Here is a 17,945-nt window from a genome sequence, read left to right as displayed (position 1 = left end):
ATGGTCGGGGCGTGGAAATCCGCACCGCCACGGTTGATGACATCGCCGAGATAGCACCGTTTTTCCGCGCGATCGTCGCCGACGGCGAAAGCTACACGTACCCCGATGACTTGACCGACCGGCAGATCCACGAGCTCTGGCTGGCTCCTGAACCCGGTCAGACTATCGTCGCGGTGGTCGACGGAGCCATCGTCGGCACCGCGCGGATGGGGCCGAACAAACCCGGCCGCGGTGACCATGTCGGCACCGCGAGTTTCATGGTCGATCCGGCCTCGTCCGCGCGCGGTATCGGGCGGGCCATGGGCCGGTGGGTGATCGACTGGCACCGCGAAAACGGTTACCGGGCAATCCAGTTCAACGCGGTGGTGGAGACGAACGCGCGGGCGGTGGCGCTCTGGCAGGACCTGGGCTTCCGGATCATCGGTACCGTCCCGAAGGCCTACCGGTCGCGGACCCAGGGCCTCGTCGGGCTGCACATCATGTACCTGGAGCTGTGAACGTCACCAGGTGTCGATGAACCGCGCACGGGGCGCGGGTCGTTCGTGCTCAGCGGCCGCGGCCAGCGTGGCGGCGATCAGCCCACGCGTTTCGGCCGGGTCGATGACGTCGTCGATCTCGAACAGTGAGGCGGAGTTGAGCGCCCGCGCGTTCTCCTCGGCCGCCGCGGTGGCGGCCCGCACGGCCTGCTCGCGCTCGTCGTCGTCGGCGATGGCCTCGAGCTCCTTGCGCAGGCCCAGGCGGACGGCTCCCTCCAGGCCCATCGGACCCAGATGTGCACCCGGCCAGGCCACCGTGAGCAGCGGCTCATGAAGGCTGCCTCCGCACATCGCCTGTGCCCCAAGGCCGTAACCGCGGCGCAAGATCACTGCGACCAGGGGCACCGTCAGCGCGGCACCGGCGACCAGCAGCCGCGAGCCGCGCCGCACCAGGGCTTCGGCCTCGGCAGCCGGGCCGACCATGTAGCCGGGGCAGTCCACCAGCGAGACGACCGGCAGGCCGAATGCGTTGCACAGCTGCAGGAACCGGGCGGCCTTGTCGGAGGCTGCGGCCGTGATGGCGCCGGCCATCACCATGGTGTTGTTGGCGATGACGCCCACCGGCCTACCGTCGATGCGCGCCAGGGCCGTCACCATTTCCGGGGCGAACTTCTCCCGCAGCACGGTGACCGAGCCGGCGTCGGCCAGTGACTCGATGATCGGTGCGACCGGGTAGGCGCGCCGGGCGCGTTCGGGAACCATTGTGCGCAGGTCGGTTTGGTCGGCAACCGGACCAGGTTCGGTCGTCCCGGTGAAGTACCCCATCAAGGTCCTGGTGGTCGCGACCGCCTCCGCCTCGTCCGCCACCACGACGTCGACGACGCCGTTGGCCGCCTGCACCGAGATCGGGCCGACGTCGTCAGGCGCGACATCCCCGAGGCCGCCGCCGGCGATCATCGCGGGCCCACCCATCCCGATGGAGCTGTCCTGCGTGGCGACGATCAGGTCGGCCGCACCGGCGATCACCGCATTGCCGGCGAAACACCTGCCCTTGACCACGGCGATGCGCGGTACCACGCCAGAAAGCCCCGCCCACAACGCGAATGCCCGGATCTCCAGGGACGAGACCGTCGGAATGTCGGTGTCACCGGGTCGTCCGCCGCCCCCTTCGGCGAAGAACACCGTCGGCAGCTTCAGCCGCTCGATGATCTCGAACAGCCGGTCCTTCTTGCGGTGGCCCAGAGCGCCCTGGGTGCCGGCCAGCACGGTGTAGTCGTAGGACAGCACCGCACATGCCGCGCCGCCGATGCGAGCGGTTCCGGCCAGCAGACCGTCTGCGGGCGTGCGTTCGATGAGGTCGTCGAGGGTGCGACGCTGCCGCTGGGCTGCGATCGTGAACCTTCCGTATTCGACGAAGGACCCGTCATCGACCAGGTCGGCGATGTTCTCCCGGGCGGTCCGGCCCCCGGTCGCGTGCCGGCGGGAGACGGCGTCGGGCCGGCCTGCGTCCTGCGTCAACGCCCTTCGGCGCAGCAGTTCGGCGAGATCGTCGCGGAGCGGTTCGTCAGGCATCGGCAGGCTCCTGGAATAGCGGGCGTGCGGTCGGAGGTTGCGCACACATGTGACCGCCACCTCATCTAACCCGTTCGATCCGCACGATCTACTGGCCGAGGCCCGGTTGGGCGTGTTGGCCACCATCAAGGCCTCCGGTGTCCCGCAACTGTCACCGGTGACACCGTTCTACGACCGGGCCGCCGGCGTCATCTACGTGTCGATGACCGAGGGGCGTGCCAAGACGGTCAACCTTCGTCGCGACCCACGTGCCGCGCTGGAGGTGACCAGTGCAGACGGCTGGGCCTGGGCCACCGCGGAAGGGCCGGTGACATTGACCGGCCCGGGCACCGATCCGCACGGCCCGGAGGTCGAGGCGCTGGTCGACTACTACCGCAGCGCCGCCGGGGAGCACCCCGACTGGGATGAATACCGGTCGGTGATGGTCTCCGATCGACGGGTGCTGATGAGGCTGACCGTCGATCGGGTGTACGGGGAGAAGCTGCGCTGATTCAGCGCACGAGTCTCAGCCGACCGGGATCTCGGCCGAGATCCGATCCAGCACAGCGGGATAGCGGTTCGCCTCCCAGTGCGCCCCGGGTTTGCCGCTACTGACGATCGCCGCCGACAGGCTGCGTTGCGGGTCGGCCCACACCGCGATGTCGACCAATCCGGTGTGCCCGAACGCCGACGGGGTGTGGCGGCCGAACGGCCCGAAGCGTTTCCCGCCGAGCATGTAGCCCGTGCCCCAGCGCATCGGCTTGAGGCCGGTCGCCACATCCGGGCGCATGCGCCGGCACGGCGTCGTCGCGGCCTGCAAAGTCTCCGGCTTCATGATCCGCACCCCGTCGAGTTCGCCTCCACGGCGCAGGATTTCGGCGAACCGCGACAGTTCGTCGGCGTTGGAGACGGTGGTCGACGACGGGATGACACTGGTGAGGAACAACGGGGTGTTGCTGAGCGGGATGATGCGGTCCAGTGTCCCGCCCACGGCGGCCCGGAACGCCGCGGCGATCGGCGCGGGCAACGGCTTGCCGGTGACGTGGCTTGGCGCCACCATCGGAACCTCTTCTGCGGCAACGCCGTAATTGGTCCACCGGAATCCCAGCGGGTTGAGAATCTCGTCGGCCAGGATGTCGCGGATGTTGCGGCCGGTCGCCGCCGAGACGATCTCGCGGACCAGCGGACCCCAGGTCAGCCCGTGATAGATGTGCACGAGCCCGGGCCGGTACACCGGTTTGAGCAGGGCCAGCTGCTCACGGGTGTACTCGCTGTCGTCCACGCGGGTGACGTCGGGACGCGGTCCGGTATGGATCGGCACGCCGGCGCTGTGGGTGATCACGTGCCGGATCGTGGTGCGGTCCTTGCCGTGGCTGGTGTAGTTGGGCAGGTAGTCGCAGACCCGGTCGTCGAGGGAGAAGTGCCCCTGCTCGACGAGCATGTGCACCACGGTCGTGCTGATCGCCTTGGCCGCCGAGTAGACGCAGAACGGAGTCCGGGTGGTGACCGGAATCTTCTCGGCGTCCGGGGCGTCTGTGGGGCCGTTGCCCCAGCCGTGGCCGATTGCGCGGTTCAACACGGTTTTTCCGTTGCGCCGCAAGCACACCTGGATCGCCGGGTGCAGGCCCGATCCGTACCAGTACCGGACTGATTCCCAGATCCGTTCCACGGCCTTCGGGTCGATCTCCGAATGGTCCTCTGCGCCGATGTCGGTGACGGCGTCCAGGTCGGAGGGGAGGGCGATCTTGCCGGTCGGTGCTTGTTGGCTCATTCGCTCTTCCTGGTCAGGGTCGCGGAAAGGTGGTGTTGCAGCGGCTGTCCGACAGCGCCCATCTGCAGGCTGTACGTCAGTTGGTCGCCGATGACCTGGACGGAACGCGACAGTGCCGCAACGTTTTTGGCCGATGCGGTCAGCCCGATGGTGGTCGCGGCCAGCTCCATCTCGATGCGCCCGTCGACGACACGCACCGTGCCCTCCTGGATCTCGGTGATGCCGGTCGGATGCGCCAGCACCCATTCCACCCGGCCGGGTGCCGGGACCCGGAGGTAGCCGGTCTCGGCGTGCAACGGCCGGCCGTCATCTTGGGCCTTGGTGCGCTGGCTGTAGGTGAGGAACGGTTTGCCGACGTGGCCGAAGGTGATCTCTTCGAGGTACTCGAACGACTCGATCGTCGGATACTCCCCGGCGCCGGGACCGGCCCAGGTGCCGAGCAGTGGAGCCAGCACGGTCAGGTTCGGGTGGAGGTCAGGCACAACGACAGGGTACGGCGATGGTGGGGCCGCACCCCATCGCGTGGCGTCGGCCCAGGTCAGCCTGCTGCGGTGTAGGCCTCAGCGGTGCGGTCCGCCGCGGCGCGGGCCTGTGCCGGATCCTCGCCGGCCGCCAGGTCCGCCTGGTACCAGAGTTCACTGGCCGAGGTCATGAAGCCGCGGCCCTCCTCGCCGGCCGCCCAGGCCGCACCCTCCTCCGGCGTGATGCGGCCGCCTGCACTGAGGTATCCGGCCAGGCCGAGAAGTGCGGAATCCCAACCGACTCCGACCGCTCCCGGCCCGAACTGCAGCCAGAACTCATCGTCGTCGCCGGAGTGCATGATGTGGTCCAGCGTGAAGGTGGCCCGATCCTCGCCCGCGGGAGTGATGGTGACCTCGACCCAGCTCGTCGCCCCCATGGCCTCCCACGTGGTCGTGAACGTGCGCGGCGGATCGCAGCTCAGCACCTCGCCGGACGCGTTACCTTCCAGCTGGAATCGGCCACCCAGCTGCAGGTCGCCGGTGACGGGCAGGAACCAGCGGGGGATCCGCTCGATGCTGGTGCAGGCGTCCCACAGGTCAGCGGCATCGGTGTCGTAGGTCTGGCTGACGCTCACGACGCGCGCCTCGCGGGCTTCGAACGTCTTGCGCCCCACACTGCGGCGGACGGCGTTGAGCTGGTATTGGACGTCGATCACTGGGAAGCCTCCTTGTTCGTGGTTCTTCTTCGTTCACGTTTGCCGCGCGCGATCTCGGTCGCCAGGGCATCCAGGTGCGGTGTCCAGTTGTGCCGGAACCGCTCGAGCCACTGGTCGACCTCGCGCAGTGGTGCGGTGTCGACGCTGTACAGACGACGGGTGCCTTCTGCCCGCACACTGGCGAAACCGTTGTCCCGCAACACCTTGAGGTGTTGTGAAACCGCAGGCTGGGTGATCGCGAACTCGGCTCGGATCACCTCGGTGATGGCGCCGGATGACATCTCACCCGCCTGGATGAGCTCGAGGATCCGCCTGCGCACCGGATCTCCGAGGATGTCGAAGGCGTGCACGTGCTCCAGAGTAAAAGTCTGTACTTATATAAGTCAAGACTGATTATTCGGAACCGCGAGCCTGCGTGTGTGCGCGATGACCATCGCCTGCGCGGTGGGTTCATCGAGCTGGACCTGACGCGCCCGTTTGGTTGTCGCGTACACGGTGAATCCGGACGCCTCCAGGGCGTCGCACACCACGGGGATGTCGTGTCGCAGGAACGTCAGCGCCACATCCCGGCCGAAGGCATGGTCGTAGACCGCGGTCTCACCGTCGGTCTGGAAACCCAGTAGCAGCCACCCCGGATCGGTCAGGACCCGGCGGAATCGGGTGAACAGCTCGGACAGTGCCTCGGCGGGCGTGTGGATGATCGAGTACCAGGCGCACACCGCGTCGAACGCTCCCGCCTCATACGGGAGGTCGAACATGTCCGCGGTCTGAAACCGCACCTGCGGCCACTGCTGAGTGGCGAGGGAAACCATCGCCGGGGAGCCGTCGATGCCCTCGGCGCGCAGTCCGCAGGAAGCAAGTTCGGCGGCGGCCTCACCGGGCCCACACCCCACGTCCAGCACCGTGCTGCCACCGGACCGCACCACATGGTCGGCGAAGGACCGTAATACCGCGCGATCGAACGGACGGTCATCGAACTCGCCGGCGAAGGCCCGGGTGTACTCGTTCGCGATCAGGTCGTACTGCTCATATGCCCGGCCATCCACGGCGCCAACTCTAGGTCCGGACGCCGGAAGCCCAGCTCAGGCCGCACGGTAAGGTTCCGCAGGTGAGCACGTCAGCCAAGCACGCCGCGCGCCTGCGCGGGGGTTTGGTCGGCGCGTGCTCGGCACTCACCGCAACGGTCGCGCACACCGCGGCCGGCGGCATGGCTCCGACGAGTAGCCCGCTGATCGTTCTGTTGCTGCTGTGCGCGGCGCTCGGAGCCGCCGTGGGCGGGCTGAACCCGCAGACGCGCTCGGCCCGGACGGGTGTGTTGGTCGCCGGGCTGGGCGCTGGTCAGCTCGTCGGTCACTTCGCACTGGCGATGTCCGGCGGGCATCATCACGCGGCATCACTTCTGACCGCACCCATGCTGGGTATGCATGTCGCCGCGGCGGTGGGTCTCGGCGTGGTGATCGGTATGGCCGAGTACCTGTTCGTGGTGTGCGTCTCGGTGCTTTGCTGGTTGCGGATCTTCGCCGCCGCCCGGCTCCGCCCGTTGGACCGTGCGCTCTGGTGGCCTTCGAATGTGGTTGTGGCGCGGCCTGTTCTGCTCCGCGCCGGTCTGGGAATGCGGGCGCCGCCGGCGGTGTCCGGTATGGGCTTCTGACGCCCACTACTTTCTTCTGAGCCCGTCGGACCGACGGGCTGTTACCCGTTTGTGCGCCCGCGCGCACCTTTCTGGTTCTCTCAAGTTCTTTTCCGCGAAGGCGTTTTCATGACCACCACCCCCGACGATCAACTACGCGAGGAATCCCCTCCTCCCGTCAAAACCCGCTCCATCCGTCCCCTTCTGGTGCGGCTGCACTTCTACGCCGGCGTGTTCGTCGGTCCGTTCATCCTGATCGCAGCCGTCACCGGCCTGCTCTACGCGCTGATCCCGCAGATCGACACGTTCGTCTACCGGCACGAGCTGACGGTCGCGCAGGTTGGGACCGAGCGGCTGCCGCTGGCCGACCAATTGGCCGCGGCGCGGCTCGCCCATCCCGAAGGCACGGTGGAGAGCATCCGCCCGCCGGCGGCCCCTGACGAGACCACCCAGATCAGCCTGCTGGTGGGTCCGGAATTCAAGGACGTTCCGCCGGACTACTCGCGCACGGTGTTCGTCGACCCTTACACGGGTGAGGTGCGCGGGGCGCTCACCACCTACGGGCAGTGGATGCCGATGCGGGCCTGGTTCGACGAGCTGCACCGCAACCTGCACCTCGGCGCATTCGGCCGCAACTACAGCGAGCTGGCTGCCAGCTGGATGTGGGTGATCGCCCTGGCCGGGCTCGCCCTGTGGATCATGCGCCGCCGGGAGAACCGCGCGATGCGCGACCTGATCCTGCCCGACCGGACCGCCTCGGGCCGTCGACGCACGCTGTCCTGGCACGGTGCGGTCGGCGTGTGGACGGTGGCGGTCCTGCTCGCGCTGTCGGTGACGGGCATTACCTGGTCCCGTTATGCGGGCGAGACGGTCAACAGCATCCAGGCCCGGCTGAACACCACGGCGCCTGCCGTGGACACCTCGTTGTCCGGGGCCCCGGCCGCTGCCGCGGCACACCACGGACAGCAGGGTGGCCAGTCCGAGCTGCGCGGTGCCGACACCGTGCTGCGGAGCGCAGAGCAGGCCGGGCTGCGCGGCCCGATGTGGATGCACCCGCCGGCCGAGGCCGGTCAGGCCTGGAAAGTTGCTGAGCGTAAACGTGATTGGCCAACCCGTGCTGACGCGGTCGCGGTCGATCCCGATACCGGGGCTGTGACCGATCGAGTGAACTTCGCGCAGTGGCCCTTGCTGGCCAAGCTCACGGACTGGACGATCGATGCCCATATGGGCCTGTTGTTCGGAATCGCCAACCAGATCGTGTTGGCGCTCACCATGGTTGGCCTGATCACCGTCATCGTGCGCGGCTACCGAATGTGGTGGCAGCGCAGACCCACGCGCGGTTCGGACTGGGCCGTGGGCCGGGCCCCGCTGCGCGGGGCGCTGCGTGATCTGCCGCCCTGGGGCAGCGTGGCGGTCGTCGCCGTCGCCGCCGTCATCGGGTGGTCCCTCCCGCTGTTCGGGTTGAGTCTGGTGGCTTTTCTGCTGGTCGATGTGGCTGTGGCGTGGTGGAAGGAAAGATCAAATGTCTAAGGTTGCAGCTGTTCTGACGGGGGCCGCATTGGCCTTGGCGGTAGGACTGGGCGCCTGCACACAGAGTCGTCACGACGAGACGATGGCCGAGACGGTCCAGGTGAGCGAGCAGTGGGCCAGTGCGGCCGACGCGGGGATGACCGCCGTCTTCGGCACCCTCACCAATGCCGGGCACCACGATGTGCGCATCGTCTCGGCGATCTCGCCCGCCGCCGGAATGGTGGAACTGCACGAGGTCGTCGGCGCAGGCGGGTCGAAAACCATGCGGCCCAAGGAAGGTGGGTTCGCCATTGCGGCCGGCGGTACCCATGAGCTGACCCCCGGTGGGGACCACCTGATGTTGATGGACCTCAAGGCGCCACTGCAGCCCGGTGCCGATGTTCCGGTGTCCTTGGTGTTCGAGGACGGTTCCTCACTCCCGGTCACAGCCCAGGTGCGGGACTTTGCCGGCGCCAACGAGAACTATCAGCCGCCGTCGCCGCACGGGCATGGCTGATCCGTCCCGCCTGTCGGTCAACCGGCGGCGCCTCCTCACCGGCGGCGCCGCCGCGCTGGCCGCCGGTGCGGTGCTGAACCAATCCGGCGCGGCCCATTCCGCCACCGTGCAAAAGGGTTTCGGTGTCGACGTGGAACCCTTCTACGGACCGCACCAGGGTGGGATCGCGACCGCGCCGCAGTCACACGGGCTGTTCGTGGCCTTCGATCTGAACCATCGCGGAAAGGCCGAGACCGGGCGCACCGAGCGGGAGACTGTCGCCGCAATCCTGCGGCTGTGGACGGCCGACGCGGCGCGGTTGACCCGCGGTGCGCCTGCGCTGGCCGATACGGAACCCGAACTCGCCACCCGACCAGCCAGATTGACCATCACGGTCGGCCTGGGAATCGGGCTGTTCGACCGGATCGGTCCGGCGGGACCCCGGCCCGCCTCGGCCCGTGAGCTGCCGGTCTTCGACGTGGACCGGCTCGAAGACAGGTGGTCCGGCGGTGATCTGTTGCTGCAGATCTGTGCCGACGATCCGGTGACGGTGGCCCACGCAAACCGGGTGCTGACCAAGAACATCCGGTCGATGGCGACCCCGCGCTGGCGGCAGGCCGGGTTCCGCAACGCCCGCGGCGCCGACGCGACCGGCACCACCATGCGCAACCTGATGGGACAGGTGGACGGCACCGCGAACCTCACGGCGGCCGACTTCGACGACCTGGTCTGGATGTCCGGTCCGGTCCACCCGGGGCTGGTCGGTGGCACGTTGATGGTCATCCGGCGCATCGCCATGCACCTGGACACCTGGGATGAACTGGACCGCGAGAGCAAGGAGTTCACCGTCGGCCGCACGTTGGATTCCGGGGCTCCACTGACCGGCACCCGTGAGACGGACGAACCGGATTTTGCGTTGATGCACAATGGAATTCCGGTGATTCCGCAGAACTCCCACGTTGCGCTGGCGCACCATCGCGGCACCACCGAACGATTCCTGCGCAGGCCCTACAACTACGACGATCCGCCAGAGCCCGGCCAGACGTCGAACACCGGGTTGATCTTTGCGACGTTCCAGCGCGACATCGACGAACAGTTCCTCCCGGTTCAGCGGCGCCTTGCCCGGTTCGATGCGCTCAACCAGTGGACCACCGCGATCGGCTCGTCGGTGTTCGTGGTGCCCGGCGGGGTGCGGGCACCCGACGACTACCTGGCGCAGGAGCTGGTGGGCTGAGCTCAGGTCACCGGATCCAGGGTGAGCAGCAGCCGCACCAGTTCCACCTGGCGGTGCGTGCCGGTCTTGTCGAACACCCGGTGCAGGTGGGTGCGCACGGTGGTGATCGAGACAGACAGATCCTCGGCGACGTGTTTGGGATCGGTTCCGTGGGCGACCCGCAGTGCGATGTCGGCCTCGGTGCGGGTCAGGTGGTACAGGCGTTGCAGGAGTGCCGCACTGGGTTCGGGCTCGTGGGCCGGATCGACCAGCACCACCAGCGCCCGTCGCCGGTCGGGCTGGTCGAGACGGTGCAGCGGCAGGATGTGGATGATGAACGGTCTTGTATCCGACGGTCTTTGGACTGTGAACGAGTAACCGCCGCGAATGTTGTCGGAGGTGCCGGTCAGCGCCGAGTGCAGGGCGCGGTTGAGGGTTCGGTTTGTCGAGGTGTTGGTCGCGGTGATGCGGCCGGAGACCACCTGGAGGCCGTCGCCGCCGCGCAGGATCGCTTCGGCGGCTGCGTTGAGGTTGAGCACCTGGCCGTTGGGCCCGGCGACGACGATGCCGTGGACCACCGAATCCAGCGCCGCGTGCAGGTCGGCGTCCTCGTGGGCGAAGTCGTCGAGTGCGCGCTGCGCCCGTAGTGCCTGCTGCAGGTGCGGGACCAGGCCGCTGAACTGCCGGACGCGGTCCCTCGTGCCGAACGGCTCGGACGTCACCGCGGAATGCAGGAGAAAGCACACGGGGCGGTGCCCCTGCGACAGGCGGACGAACAGTCCGTCCTCCAGTTCGTTGGGGTGCAGCCAGTCGGTGTAGAACTCGGAATTTCGGTACGGGATGACCAGTTCCGATCCGGTGCGGACGGTACCCACCGCGCCCTTCTCGACTGCGGCCATGGGGGAGTCGAGTCGGTGGTAGTACGCCGCGTAGCTGGCGGCGGCGCCGACCGGCAGGATCGAGTTCTGAATCGACCAGATCGACTTTTCGGCGGTGAGCAACGCTCCGCCGTTACCGCCGATTTCGCGATGGATGTCGCGGATCGTGGACTCCCAGTGCTGGGGAGCGATCGCGGCGGCGTAGATGCCGGCTACAAGGCGTGAGAATCCTTCGACCGTGACCATGTCACAGATCCCGATTCGTTCGTCGGCGTATGCATCTGACGTCAGACTAACCCCAGATCAATATCAATCGGATGGATGATGTGTCGCCGCGATCGGGATGGTTTTCTTCGGAGATGAACGGCGTGCCCGCCGCCGACATCGGGTCCGCCGACAACGGAGCCGGCGAAGGGGGCTTGCCATGTTCTCGATGACCCCGCTGCGACCCATGGTGGTTGCCCACAGCCCGTGGCATCAGCCGATCGACGGCCACGACCACGGCCGCCATCCGTTCGAGTGCGCATCGCGGTTGATCTATTTCGAGTGGTCGGAGATGGCGCGGGAAATGGACCGACTCTGAGCTGACGGTTGCTCTGCACACAGCGCGCACTGCTGATCTACGCTCGCGGTATGACCGATCACGACAAAGCCGCGGCCCGGCGCGAAATTGCCGACGCTCTGCTCAACGCACTCAATCGGCGCCACGAAGTGCTCGATGTGATCGTGGACGCCGATGATCGCCCGGCGGCCATCGACGCGGTTGCCGGCCTGCTCGGCACCTCGCACGCCGCGGCCGAAGCCGTGGTCGGGTTGTCGTTCGCGCAGATCACCAAGGATTCGCGTCGCGCCATCGCTGCCGAGCTCGATGATCTGAATTCCCAGCTCAGCTTCACGGTGTCGGAACGTCCGGCGGCCTCTGGTGAATCTCTGGATCTGCGGCCGTTCGCCGCCGAAACCGACCGCGACATCTTCATCGCCCGGACCACCGACGTCGGCGCCTCCGGTGACGGGTCGGGTGCGCCCGCGGCCGATGTCGACGACGAGATCCGCGCGGCCCTGGGCCGGGTGGACGCCGAAGAAGCCGCCTGGTTCGTGGCCTTGGAGGGTGACCAGAAGGTCGGCATGGTGTTCGGCGAACTGACCCACGGTGAGGTCAACGTCCGGATCTGGATCCACCCCGACTTCCGTAAGCGCGGCTACGGCACCGCCGCCCTGCGTAAGTGCCGCTCGGAGATGGCCACGTACTTTCCCGCCGTGCCGATGGTGGTGCGGGCGCCGGGGGCTGTTCCCGGGGCGTAGCGCGTCAGCTCTCAGCCGGCCTGGCCGCGCAGGCTCGCGACGATGATGCGGGCCAGGCCTTCGGCTCGCTGCCGGGAGTAGTCCCGTCCCTCGGACAGGATCGGATAGACCACGCCGCCGAGCAGGGCGTCGGCGGCGGCGGACGCCAGGTCGGCATCGACCTGTTCGGCCATCAGCCGGTTGCGCACGGAATCGACCAGCGGTCGGCTGAACCCTGCCCGCAGCCGTGCGGCGGTGTCCTCGTGTTCGAGTGAGGCTGCCGTCAGGATGCGCAGCATCGCGTTGCCGCGCTTCGTGGTCAGCGCCGAGGCCAGGGTTCCGGCCCAGGAGGCCAGGTCCGCGGTGACATCGTCGGTGTGCGGCATGGTGGCCAGGATCTTGTCGGCGTCCTCCAGCAGGACATCGGCGACCAGTGCGGGCCGGCTCGGCCACCAGCGGTAGATGGTCTGCTTGCCGACCCCGGCCCGTGCGGCGACGGCCTCGATGCTCAGCCCGTCGAAGCCCCGCTCCAGTAACAGTGCGCGGGTGGCCTCGATGATGGCCACCCGCGACTTCTCGCTGCGTCGCCGCGGCGGCGTCACCTCATCGGTAGTGGGGATCATCGGTACGTCCTCGTCGGTTCTCGGCACGGATCTTTACACGGCAAGCTACCCGCCGTAGTCTCCCACAAGACGAGACGTAGCGTCTCGTAAATATCGGAGAACGACGAACGCAAGGGCGCATGGCAACAAAGAAACTGGTCATCGGGGCCAGCGGATTCCTCGGTTCGCATGTCGCCAGGCGGCTGGTCGAGCGCGGCGAGGACGTACGGGTGCTCATCCGCAGCACCAGTTCCACCCGCGGCATCGACGACCTCGACGTGGAGCGGGTCTACGGCGACATCTTCGACCCCGACTCGGTGCGCGATGCGATGGACGACTGCGACGTCGTGTACTACTGCGTCGTCGACGCCCGGGCCTGGCTGAGTGACCCGGCGCCGCTGTGGCGGACCAATATCGAAGGGCTGCAAGAGGTCCTGGATGTGGCGGTCGAGGCGGGGCTGAGCAAGTTCGTCTTCACCAGCTCCATCGCCACTATCGGCATCGCCGAATCCGGCCCGGCCACTGAGGATCTGCCGCACAACTGGCTCGACGTGGGTGGCGACTATGTGCATACCAGGGTGCTCGCCGAACAGATGGTGCTGCGGTACGCCCGTGAGCACGGACTGCCCGCGGTGGCGATGTGTGTGTCCAACACCTATGGCCCTGGCGACTGGCTGCCGACCCCGCACGGGGGTCTGGTCGCCGCTGCGGTGCGGGGCAAGATGCCGTTCTACGTCAACGGAGCGGCCGCCGAGACCGTGGGCATCGCCGATGCCGCCGAGGCGCTGGTCCTGGCCGGTGAGCGGGGGCGGATCGGTGAGCGCTACATCGTGTCCGAATGTTTCATGTCTGCCGGGGAGATCTATCAAACCGCCTGTGCTGCTGTTGATGTCGAGCCGCCGCGGCGCGGGGTCCCGATCCGCCTGCTGGCAGCGGCGGGCGCGGTGGTCGATCCCTTGGCCCGGCTGCGCAAGAAGGACAACCAGCTCAGCCCGCTGACCGTGCGGTTGATGCACGTGATGTCGCCGATGGACCACAGCAAGGCGGTCCGCGAACTCGGCTGGCAACCGAGACCGACGACCGAGGCCATCGCCGAGGGCGCACGATTCTTCACTTCCGGTCTCTTCCGATCGAGGCGGCGCGCATGACCACCCACGTCTCCATCGCGCTGACACCCGAACAACAGCAGCTGAGCGAAGCCGTCGGGCAGTTCGCGGCCCGGCACGCACCCATCGACGCGACCCGGGCCGCGCTGGACGACCTGGCCGCGGGACGGTTGCCGTCATGGTGGGGCGCAATGGTGGAGAACGGCTTTCATGCCGTACACCTGCCCGAGGCGGTGGGCGGGCAGGGTGGCCGCCTGGAAGACATGGCCTGCGTGCTGGAGGCCGCGGGTGCGGCACTGCTGCCGGGCCCGCTGCTCACCACCGCGATCGCCGGGGCCGCACTGGCTTCGCAGCAGGGCCCCGGTGCCGAGACGCTGCTCAAGGAGATCGCCGAAGGTGCGACCGCCGTGGTGGTGTCCAGCGAGCAGTCCGACATCGCGGGCTGCCGCGACGGGGACGGCTGGCGGCTGACCGGTTCGACAGGCCTGACCTTGGGCCTGTGCTCGGCGCAGCGCGTCGTGGTGCCCTTTGCCGACGAGACCGGCGCCCTGCGCTGGGCAGCGCTGAATCCGGCTGAGGGTCAGGTCGAATCGCGCCGCGGCACCGACCTGACCACGGATCTGGGCCTCCTGCGGCTGAGCGATCACGCGGTGCCCGCCGCCGCGGTCCTGACCGGGGTGGACGCCGAGCTGGTCACCGACCTGACCGTGGCGTTCACCGCCTCGATGGCGGCCGGCATCACCCAGTGGTGTGTGGAAACCGTCACCGAACATCTACGGACCCGGGAACAGTTCGGCAAGCCGATCGGGACGTTCCAGGCGTTGCAGCACAAGGCGGCGATGCTGCTGGTGAACAGCGCGCTGGCGACGGCAGCGGCCTGGGATGCGGTGCGGGCGCTCGATGGATCCGTGGATACCGACCAGCACCGGCTGACCGCCTGCTCGGCCGCGGTGATGGCGGTCATGCCGGTTCCCGGTCTGGTGCTCGAGGCGCTCACCATGCTCGGAGCAATCGGATTCACCTGGGAACACGATCTGCACCTGTACTGGCGCCGGGCCACCAGCCTGGCCGCATCGATCGGTCCGGTGTCACGATGGACCCGCACCCTCGGCCGGCTGTCGGCCACCGCCACGCGGGACGTGACGGTCAACCTCGGCGAGTCCGACGCCGAATTCCGGGCCAGGGTCGGTGAAACCCTGGACCGTGCACTCACCCTGTCCGACAACGGTTTCGGACGACAAGGCGAGTACCCGGAGTTCACGATCGGGGCACGGCGTGACTTGCTGGCCGACGCGGGGTTGATCGCCCCGCACTGGCCCGCGCCGTGGGGATGCGACGCGACCGTACGTCAACAGCTCATCGTCGACGAGGAATTCGGTAAGCGCGCAGCCCTGGTGCGACCGTCGGTGGGCATCGCCGAGTGGATCCTGCCGAGCCTCATCGCGGCCGGAACCCCGGAACTGCAAGAGCGTTTCGTGCCCGGCTCGCTACGCGGGGACCTGTCCTGGTGTCAGCTGTTCAGTGAGCCGGGAGCAGGATCGGACCTGGCCTCGCTGAGTACCCGGGCCGTGCGGGTCGAGGGCGGGTGGCGGATCAACGGACACAAGATCTGGACCTCGTTGGCGCATCGAGCCGATTTCGGTGCGTTGCTGGCCCGTACCGATCCCGAGGCTCCCAAGCACCGCGGTATCGGCTACTTCATTCTCGACATGCGTTCACCCGGAGTGGAATTCCGCCAGATCACCCAATCCAGCGGGCGGGCCGAGTTCAACGAAGTGTTCCTCACCGACGTCTTCGTACCCGATGACATGCTGCTGGGCGATCCGGCGTCGGGCTGGCAGTTGGCCATCAGCACCATGGCCCACGAACGGGTGGCGATCAGCGGCTACGTCAACATCGACCGGATGGGGGCGCTACGCGAGCTCGTCGGGGTGAGCCCCGATCCGGATCCGGTGTTGCATGCCATCGGCGAGATCGACTCCTACACAAACGCTCTCAAGGCGCTCGGGGTGCGTGAGACGCTGCGTCTGCTCGACGGACAGCCCCCGGGGCCGGCGTCGAGCATCGCCAAGGTGGCCACCAACGTGATGCTGCGCCGCGCATCCGAACTCACCCTCGGACTCACCGGACCGCTTGCCCTGGAACAGGACAGCCAACCCGCGGTGGTGGCGCCCTACCTGGACCTTCCCGCCGAGCTGATCGGCGGCGGCACCACTGAGATCCAGCTCAACATCATTGCCCAGCTGATTCTGGGATTACCCCGCAAGTGAGGAGCGAGTATGGGAGCGCGTAGGGGACTACAGGGCGAAGCCGCGATCGTCGGCTACGTCGAGTTGCCGCCGGAGCGGATGAGCAAAGCCGCGCCGGCTCCGTTTACCTTGGAGCAGTGGGCCCTGCTGGCAGCGGCAGCCTTGGAGGATGCCGGCCTGTCGGCCGAGCAGGTCGACGGCATCGTCACCTCTCACCTGGGCGAGTCGGAGATCTTCGTGCCGTCGACCGTGGCCGAATATCTGGGCGTGCGAGCGAACTTCGCAGAGTTGCTCGACCTCGGCGGGGCCAGCGCCGCGGGCATGGTGTGGCGGGCGGCCGCCGCGATCGAGCTCGGCCTGTGTGACGTGGTGCTGTGCGCCCTACCGGCGCGTTACATCACCCCGAGCTCGGAGCTGAAACCGAAGACGTTGACCGACGCGGTGTTCTTCGGCTCGTCCAGCAACCAATTCGGCTCGCCGCAGGCCGAATTCGAGATTCCCTATGGCAACCTCGGCCAGAACGGGCCGTACGGTCAGGTGGCGCAGCGCTATGCCTATGAGTACGGCTACGACGAGCGGGCGATGGCCAAGATCGTGGTGGACCAGCGGGTCAACGCCAATCACACCGACGGCGCCATCTGGAAAGACACCCCGCTGAGCGTCGAGGACGTGCTGAACAGCCCGGTGATCGCCGACCCGTTGCACATGCTGGAGATCGTGATGCCGTGCGTCGGTGGCGCCGCTGTGGTCGTGGCGAGTGCCGAGGTCGCCGCCCGAGCCCGCAACCGGCCGGTGTGGGTCAAGGGTTTTGGCGAGCACGTGCCGTTCAAGACGCCCACGTACGCCGAGGATTTGCTCGACACACCGATCCGCAAGGCGGCCGACACGGCGTTCGGGATGACCGGGCTGACCCGCGACCAGATGGACATGGTGTCGATCTACGACTGCTACACCATCACGGTGCTGCTCAGCCTGGAGGACGCCGGGTTCTGCGAGAAGGGCAAGGGTATGTCCTTCGTGTCCGACCACGACCTGACCTTCCGCGGCGATTTCCCGCTGAACACCGCGGGCGGCCAACTCGGTTTCGGCCAGGCCGGATTAGCCGGCGGCATGCACCACGTTTGCGATGCCACCCGTCAGATCATGGGCCGAGCGGGGGCCGCCCAGGTCGCCGATTGCAATCGCGCATTCGTCTCCGGCAACGGCGGCATCCTGTCCGAGCAAACCACCCTGATCCTGGAAGGCGAGTGAAGACCGATGACCGGATTCGCCCGGCCCATGCCGGTGAAAACCCCTACCAGCACGCCGTTCTGGGACGCACTCGCGGAGCATCGCATCGTCATCCAGTACTCGCCGTCGACGCAGGCCTATGTGTTCTACCCCCGCGTGTTGGCGCCCCGCACGCTGGCCGATGATCTCGAGTGGCGGGAGATCTCGGGGATGGGCACGCTGTATTCGTTCACCGTGGCCCGGCGCCCGGTCGGCCCGCACTTCGCCGACGCCGTTCCGCAAATTTTGGGTATCGTGGAATGGGATGAGGGTCCGCGGTTCTCGACGGAAATCGTTGACGTCGCACCCGAGGAACTCAGTGTCGGAATGCGGCTCAAGCCTGTTTTCTGCGACTACCCGGACGCCCTTGCCGGAGCTGGTGTGACGCTGCTGCGCTACACGCGGGCTTGATCACACCACTTGGCAGGAGGCTCACAGGAGAGGAGTATGGAGTCATGCTAACCATACGAAAACTCATGGGATCAGTGTTCGTAGCGGGAGCCGCATTGGCGATTGCAGCAGGACCGACCGCCGCGCTTATGACTGACGCGCCCGCGACGACGATCAGTGCTCAACCCAGCGGCGGCGGTGACGCCGGCGGTGGCGGTGGCTGTGACAGCGGGCCCGGCTGGAACGGCTGTGGCGGTTGGAACCCGGTCCAGGGTGGCTTCGGCCATGGCTGCATCAACGGAATCTGCGGTGGCTGGGACGGCCAGCGCGGCTGGGGTAGCTGACCC

At 67.7% G+C, this 17,945-nt stretch carries 21 protein-coding genes; 13 read left to right on the top strand and 8 right to left on the bottom strand.

Annotation, left to right across the window (positions count from 1 at the left end):
• Nucleotides 1-11: 11 nt before the first annotated feature.
• The gene (locus ACWEFV_RS20965) at nucleotides 12-497 is read left to right on the top strand and encodes an N-acetyltransferase family protein (RefSeq protein ID WP_450071560.1); all 486 of its coding nucleotides are present in this window, start codon (nucleotides 12-14) and stop codon (nucleotides 495-497) included.
• A 3-nt stretch (nucleotides 498-500) separates the two neighbouring features.
• Here the strand turns inward: ACWEFV_RS20965 and ACWEFV_RS20960 are convergent, their stop codons facing one another.
• Nucleotides 501-2,048: an acyl-CoA carboxylase subunit beta gene (locus ACWEFV_RS20960; RefSeq protein WP_450071559.1), complete on the bottom strand. Its 1,548-nt coding sequence runs from the start codon at nucleotides 2,046-2,048 to the stop codon at nucleotides 501-503.
• Between the two features lie 49 nt (nucleotides 2,049-2,097).
• Here ACWEFV_RS20960 and ACWEFV_RS20955 point away from each other — a divergent pair, with 49 nt between their 5' ends.
• Nucleotides 2,098-2,538 (top strand): PPOX class F420-dependent oxidoreductase, encoded by a 441-nt coding sequence (locus tag ACWEFV_RS20955; RefSeq protein ID WP_135459566.1) that lies wholly within the window; start codon nucleotides 2,098-2,100, stop codon nucleotides 2,536-2,538.
• 15 nt (nucleotides 2,539-2,553) lie between these two features.
• Here the strand turns inward: ACWEFV_RS20955 and lipE are convergent, their stop codons facing one another.
• The 5 genes from lipE to ACWEFV_RS20930 are packed head-to-tail and all read right to left on the bottom strand — an operon-like array spanning nucleotide 2,554 to nucleotide 6,021.
• Nucleotides 2,554-3,798 (bottom strand): lipase LipE, encoded by a 1,245-nt coding sequence (gene lipE, locus ACWEFV_RS20950; protein ID WP_135459565.1) that lies wholly within the window; start codon nucleotides 3,796-3,798, stop codon nucleotides 2,554-2,556.
• Nucleotides 3,795-4,280: a peroxynitrite isomerase gene (locus ACWEFV_RS20945; protein ID WP_135459564.1), complete on the bottom strand. Its 486-nt coding sequence runs from the start codon at nucleotides 4,278-4,280 to the stop codon at nucleotides 3,795-3,797. The genes lipE and ACWEFV_RS20945 overlap by 4 nt, the downstream gene beginning before the upstream one ends.
• A 56-nt stretch (nucleotides 4,281-4,336) precedes the next feature.
• On the bottom strand, nucleotides 4,337-4,975 hold the full coding sequence (locus ACWEFV_RS20940; RefSeq protein ID WP_450071558.1) for an SRPBCC family protein: 639 nt from the start codon (nucleotides 4,973-4,975) through the stop codon (nucleotides 4,337-4,339).
• Nucleotides 4,972-5,325, bottom strand: a complete 354-nt coding sequence (locus ACWEFV_RS20935) for an ArsR/SmtB family transcription factor (RefSeq protein ID WP_135459562.1) — start codon at nucleotides 5,323-5,325, stop codon at nucleotides 4,972-4,974. Before ACWEFV_RS20935 ends, ACWEFV_RS20940 begins: the two co-directional genes overlap by 4 nt.
• Before the next feature lie 33 nt (nucleotides 5,326-5,358).
• On the bottom strand, nucleotides 5,359-6,021 hold the full coding sequence (locus tag ACWEFV_RS20930) for a class I SAM-dependent methyltransferase (RefSeq protein WP_450071557.1): 663 nt from the start codon (nucleotides 6,019-6,021) through the stop codon (nucleotides 5,359-5,361).
• A gap of 62 nt (nucleotides 6,022-6,083) precedes the next feature.
• Here ACWEFV_RS20930 and ACWEFV_RS20925 point away from each other — a divergent pair, with 62 nt between their 5' ends.
• From ACWEFV_RS20925 to ACWEFV_RS20910, 4 genes are all read left to right on the top strand, one after another.
• A complete protein-coding gene (locus ACWEFV_RS20925; RefSeq protein WP_450071556.1) occupies nucleotides 6,084-6,626 on the top strand; it encodes a hypothetical protein in 543 nt (180 codons plus the stop codon).
• Nucleotides 6,627-6,734: 108 nt separating this feature from the next.
• Nucleotides 6,735-8,135 carry a PepSY-associated TM helix domain-containing protein gene (locus ACWEFV_RS20920; protein ID WP_450071555.1) on the top strand — a complete coding sequence of 467 codons (1,401 nt, stop codon included), beginning with the start codon at nucleotides 6,735-6,737 and terminating at the stop codon, nucleotides 8,133-8,135.
• Nucleotides 8,128-8,631 (top strand): copper chaperone PCu(A)C, encoded by a 504-nt coding sequence (locus ACWEFV_RS20915; RefSeq protein ID WP_450071554.1) that lies wholly within the window; start codon nucleotides 8,128-8,130, stop codon nucleotides 8,629-8,631. The genes ACWEFV_RS20920 and ACWEFV_RS20915 overlap by 8 nt, the downstream gene beginning before the upstream one ends.
• Nucleotides 8,624-9,844, top strand: a complete 1,221-nt coding sequence (locus tag ACWEFV_RS20910; RefSeq protein WP_450071553.1) for a Dyp-type peroxidase — start codon at nucleotides 8,624-8,626, stop codon at nucleotides 9,842-9,844. Before ACWEFV_RS20915 ends, ACWEFV_RS20910 begins: the two co-directional genes overlap by 8 nt.
• A 2-nt stretch (nucleotides 9,845-9,846) precedes the next feature.
• Here the strand turns inward: ACWEFV_RS20910 and ACWEFV_RS20905 are convergent, their stop codons facing one another.
• The gene (locus ACWEFV_RS20905; protein ID WP_450071552.1) at nucleotides 9,847-10,947 is read right to left on the bottom strand and encodes a helix-turn-helix transcriptional regulator; all 1,101 of its coding nucleotides are present in this window, start codon (nucleotides 10,945-10,947) and stop codon (nucleotides 9,847-9,849) included.
• Between the two features lie 187 nt (nucleotides 10,948-11,134).
• On the opposite strand from ACWEFV_RS20905, the gene ACWEFV_RS20900 reads away from it, so the two are divergent.
• Nucleotides 11,135-11,284 carry a hypothetical protein gene (locus ACWEFV_RS20900; protein ID WP_167857650.1) on the top strand — a complete coding sequence of 50 codons (150 nt, stop codon included), beginning with the start codon at nucleotides 11,135-11,137 and terminating at the stop codon, nucleotides 11,282-11,284.
• Between the two features lie 50 nt (nucleotides 11,285-11,334).
• A complete protein-coding gene (locus ACWEFV_RS20895) occupies nucleotides 11,335-12,003 on the top strand; it encodes a GNAT family N-acetyltransferase (RefSeq protein WP_450071551.1) in 669 nt (222 codons plus the stop codon).
• Between the two features lie 11 nt (nucleotides 12,004-12,014).
• On the opposite strand, the gene ACWEFV_RS20890 is transcribed toward ACWEFV_RS20895, so the two are convergent.
• Nucleotides 12,015-12,605 (bottom strand): TetR/AcrR family transcriptional regulator, encoded by a 591-nt coding sequence (locus ACWEFV_RS20890; RefSeq protein ID WP_450071550.1) that lies wholly within the window; start codon nucleotides 12,603-12,605, stop codon nucleotides 12,015-12,017.
• 119 nt (nucleotides 12,606-12,724) lie between these two features.
• On the opposite strand from ACWEFV_RS20890, the gene ACWEFV_RS20885 reads away from it, so the two are divergent.
• Genes ACWEFV_RS20885 through ACWEFV_RS20865 form a run of 5 tightly spaced genes read left to right on the top strand, consistent with a single transcriptional unit; the run spans nucleotide 12,725 to nucleotide 17,942 of the window.
• On the top strand, nucleotides 12,725-13,732 hold the full coding sequence (locus tag ACWEFV_RS20885; RefSeq protein WP_450071549.1) for an NAD-dependent epimerase/dehydratase family protein: 1,008 nt from the start codon (nucleotides 12,725-12,727) through the stop codon (nucleotides 13,730-13,732).
• A complete protein-coding gene (locus ACWEFV_RS20880) occupies nucleotides 13,729-15,960 on the top strand; it encodes an acyl-CoA dehydrogenase (RefSeq protein WP_450071548.1) in 2,232 nt (743 codons plus the stop codon). Before ACWEFV_RS20885 ends, ACWEFV_RS20880 begins: the two co-directional genes overlap by 4 nt.
• A gap of 9 nt (nucleotides 15,961-15,969) precedes the next feature.
• Complete coding sequence (locus ACWEFV_RS20875) at nucleotides 15,970-17,190, top strand: thiolase family protein (protein ID WP_135459551.1); 1,221 nt, start codon at nucleotides 15,970-15,972, stop codon at nucleotides 17,188-17,190.
• A gap of 6 nt (nucleotides 17,191-17,196) precedes the next feature.
• A complete protein-coding gene (locus ACWEFV_RS20870; RefSeq protein ID WP_450071547.1) occupies nucleotides 17,197-17,619 on the top strand; it encodes a Zn-ribbon domain-containing OB-fold protein in 423 nt (140 codons plus the stop codon).
• Nucleotides 17,620-17,663: 44 nt separating this feature from the next.
• On the top strand, nucleotides 17,664-17,942 hold the full coding sequence (locus ACWEFV_RS20865) for a hypothetical protein (RefSeq protein WP_450071546.1): 279 nt from the start codon (nucleotides 17,664-17,666) through the stop codon (nucleotides 17,940-17,942).
• Nucleotides 17,943-17,945: the final 3 nt, after the last annotated feature.

This window comes from Mycobacterium sp. NPDC004974, assembly GCF_053600815.1.
This window is presented reverse-complemented; position numbering and strand designations above follow the sequence as displayed.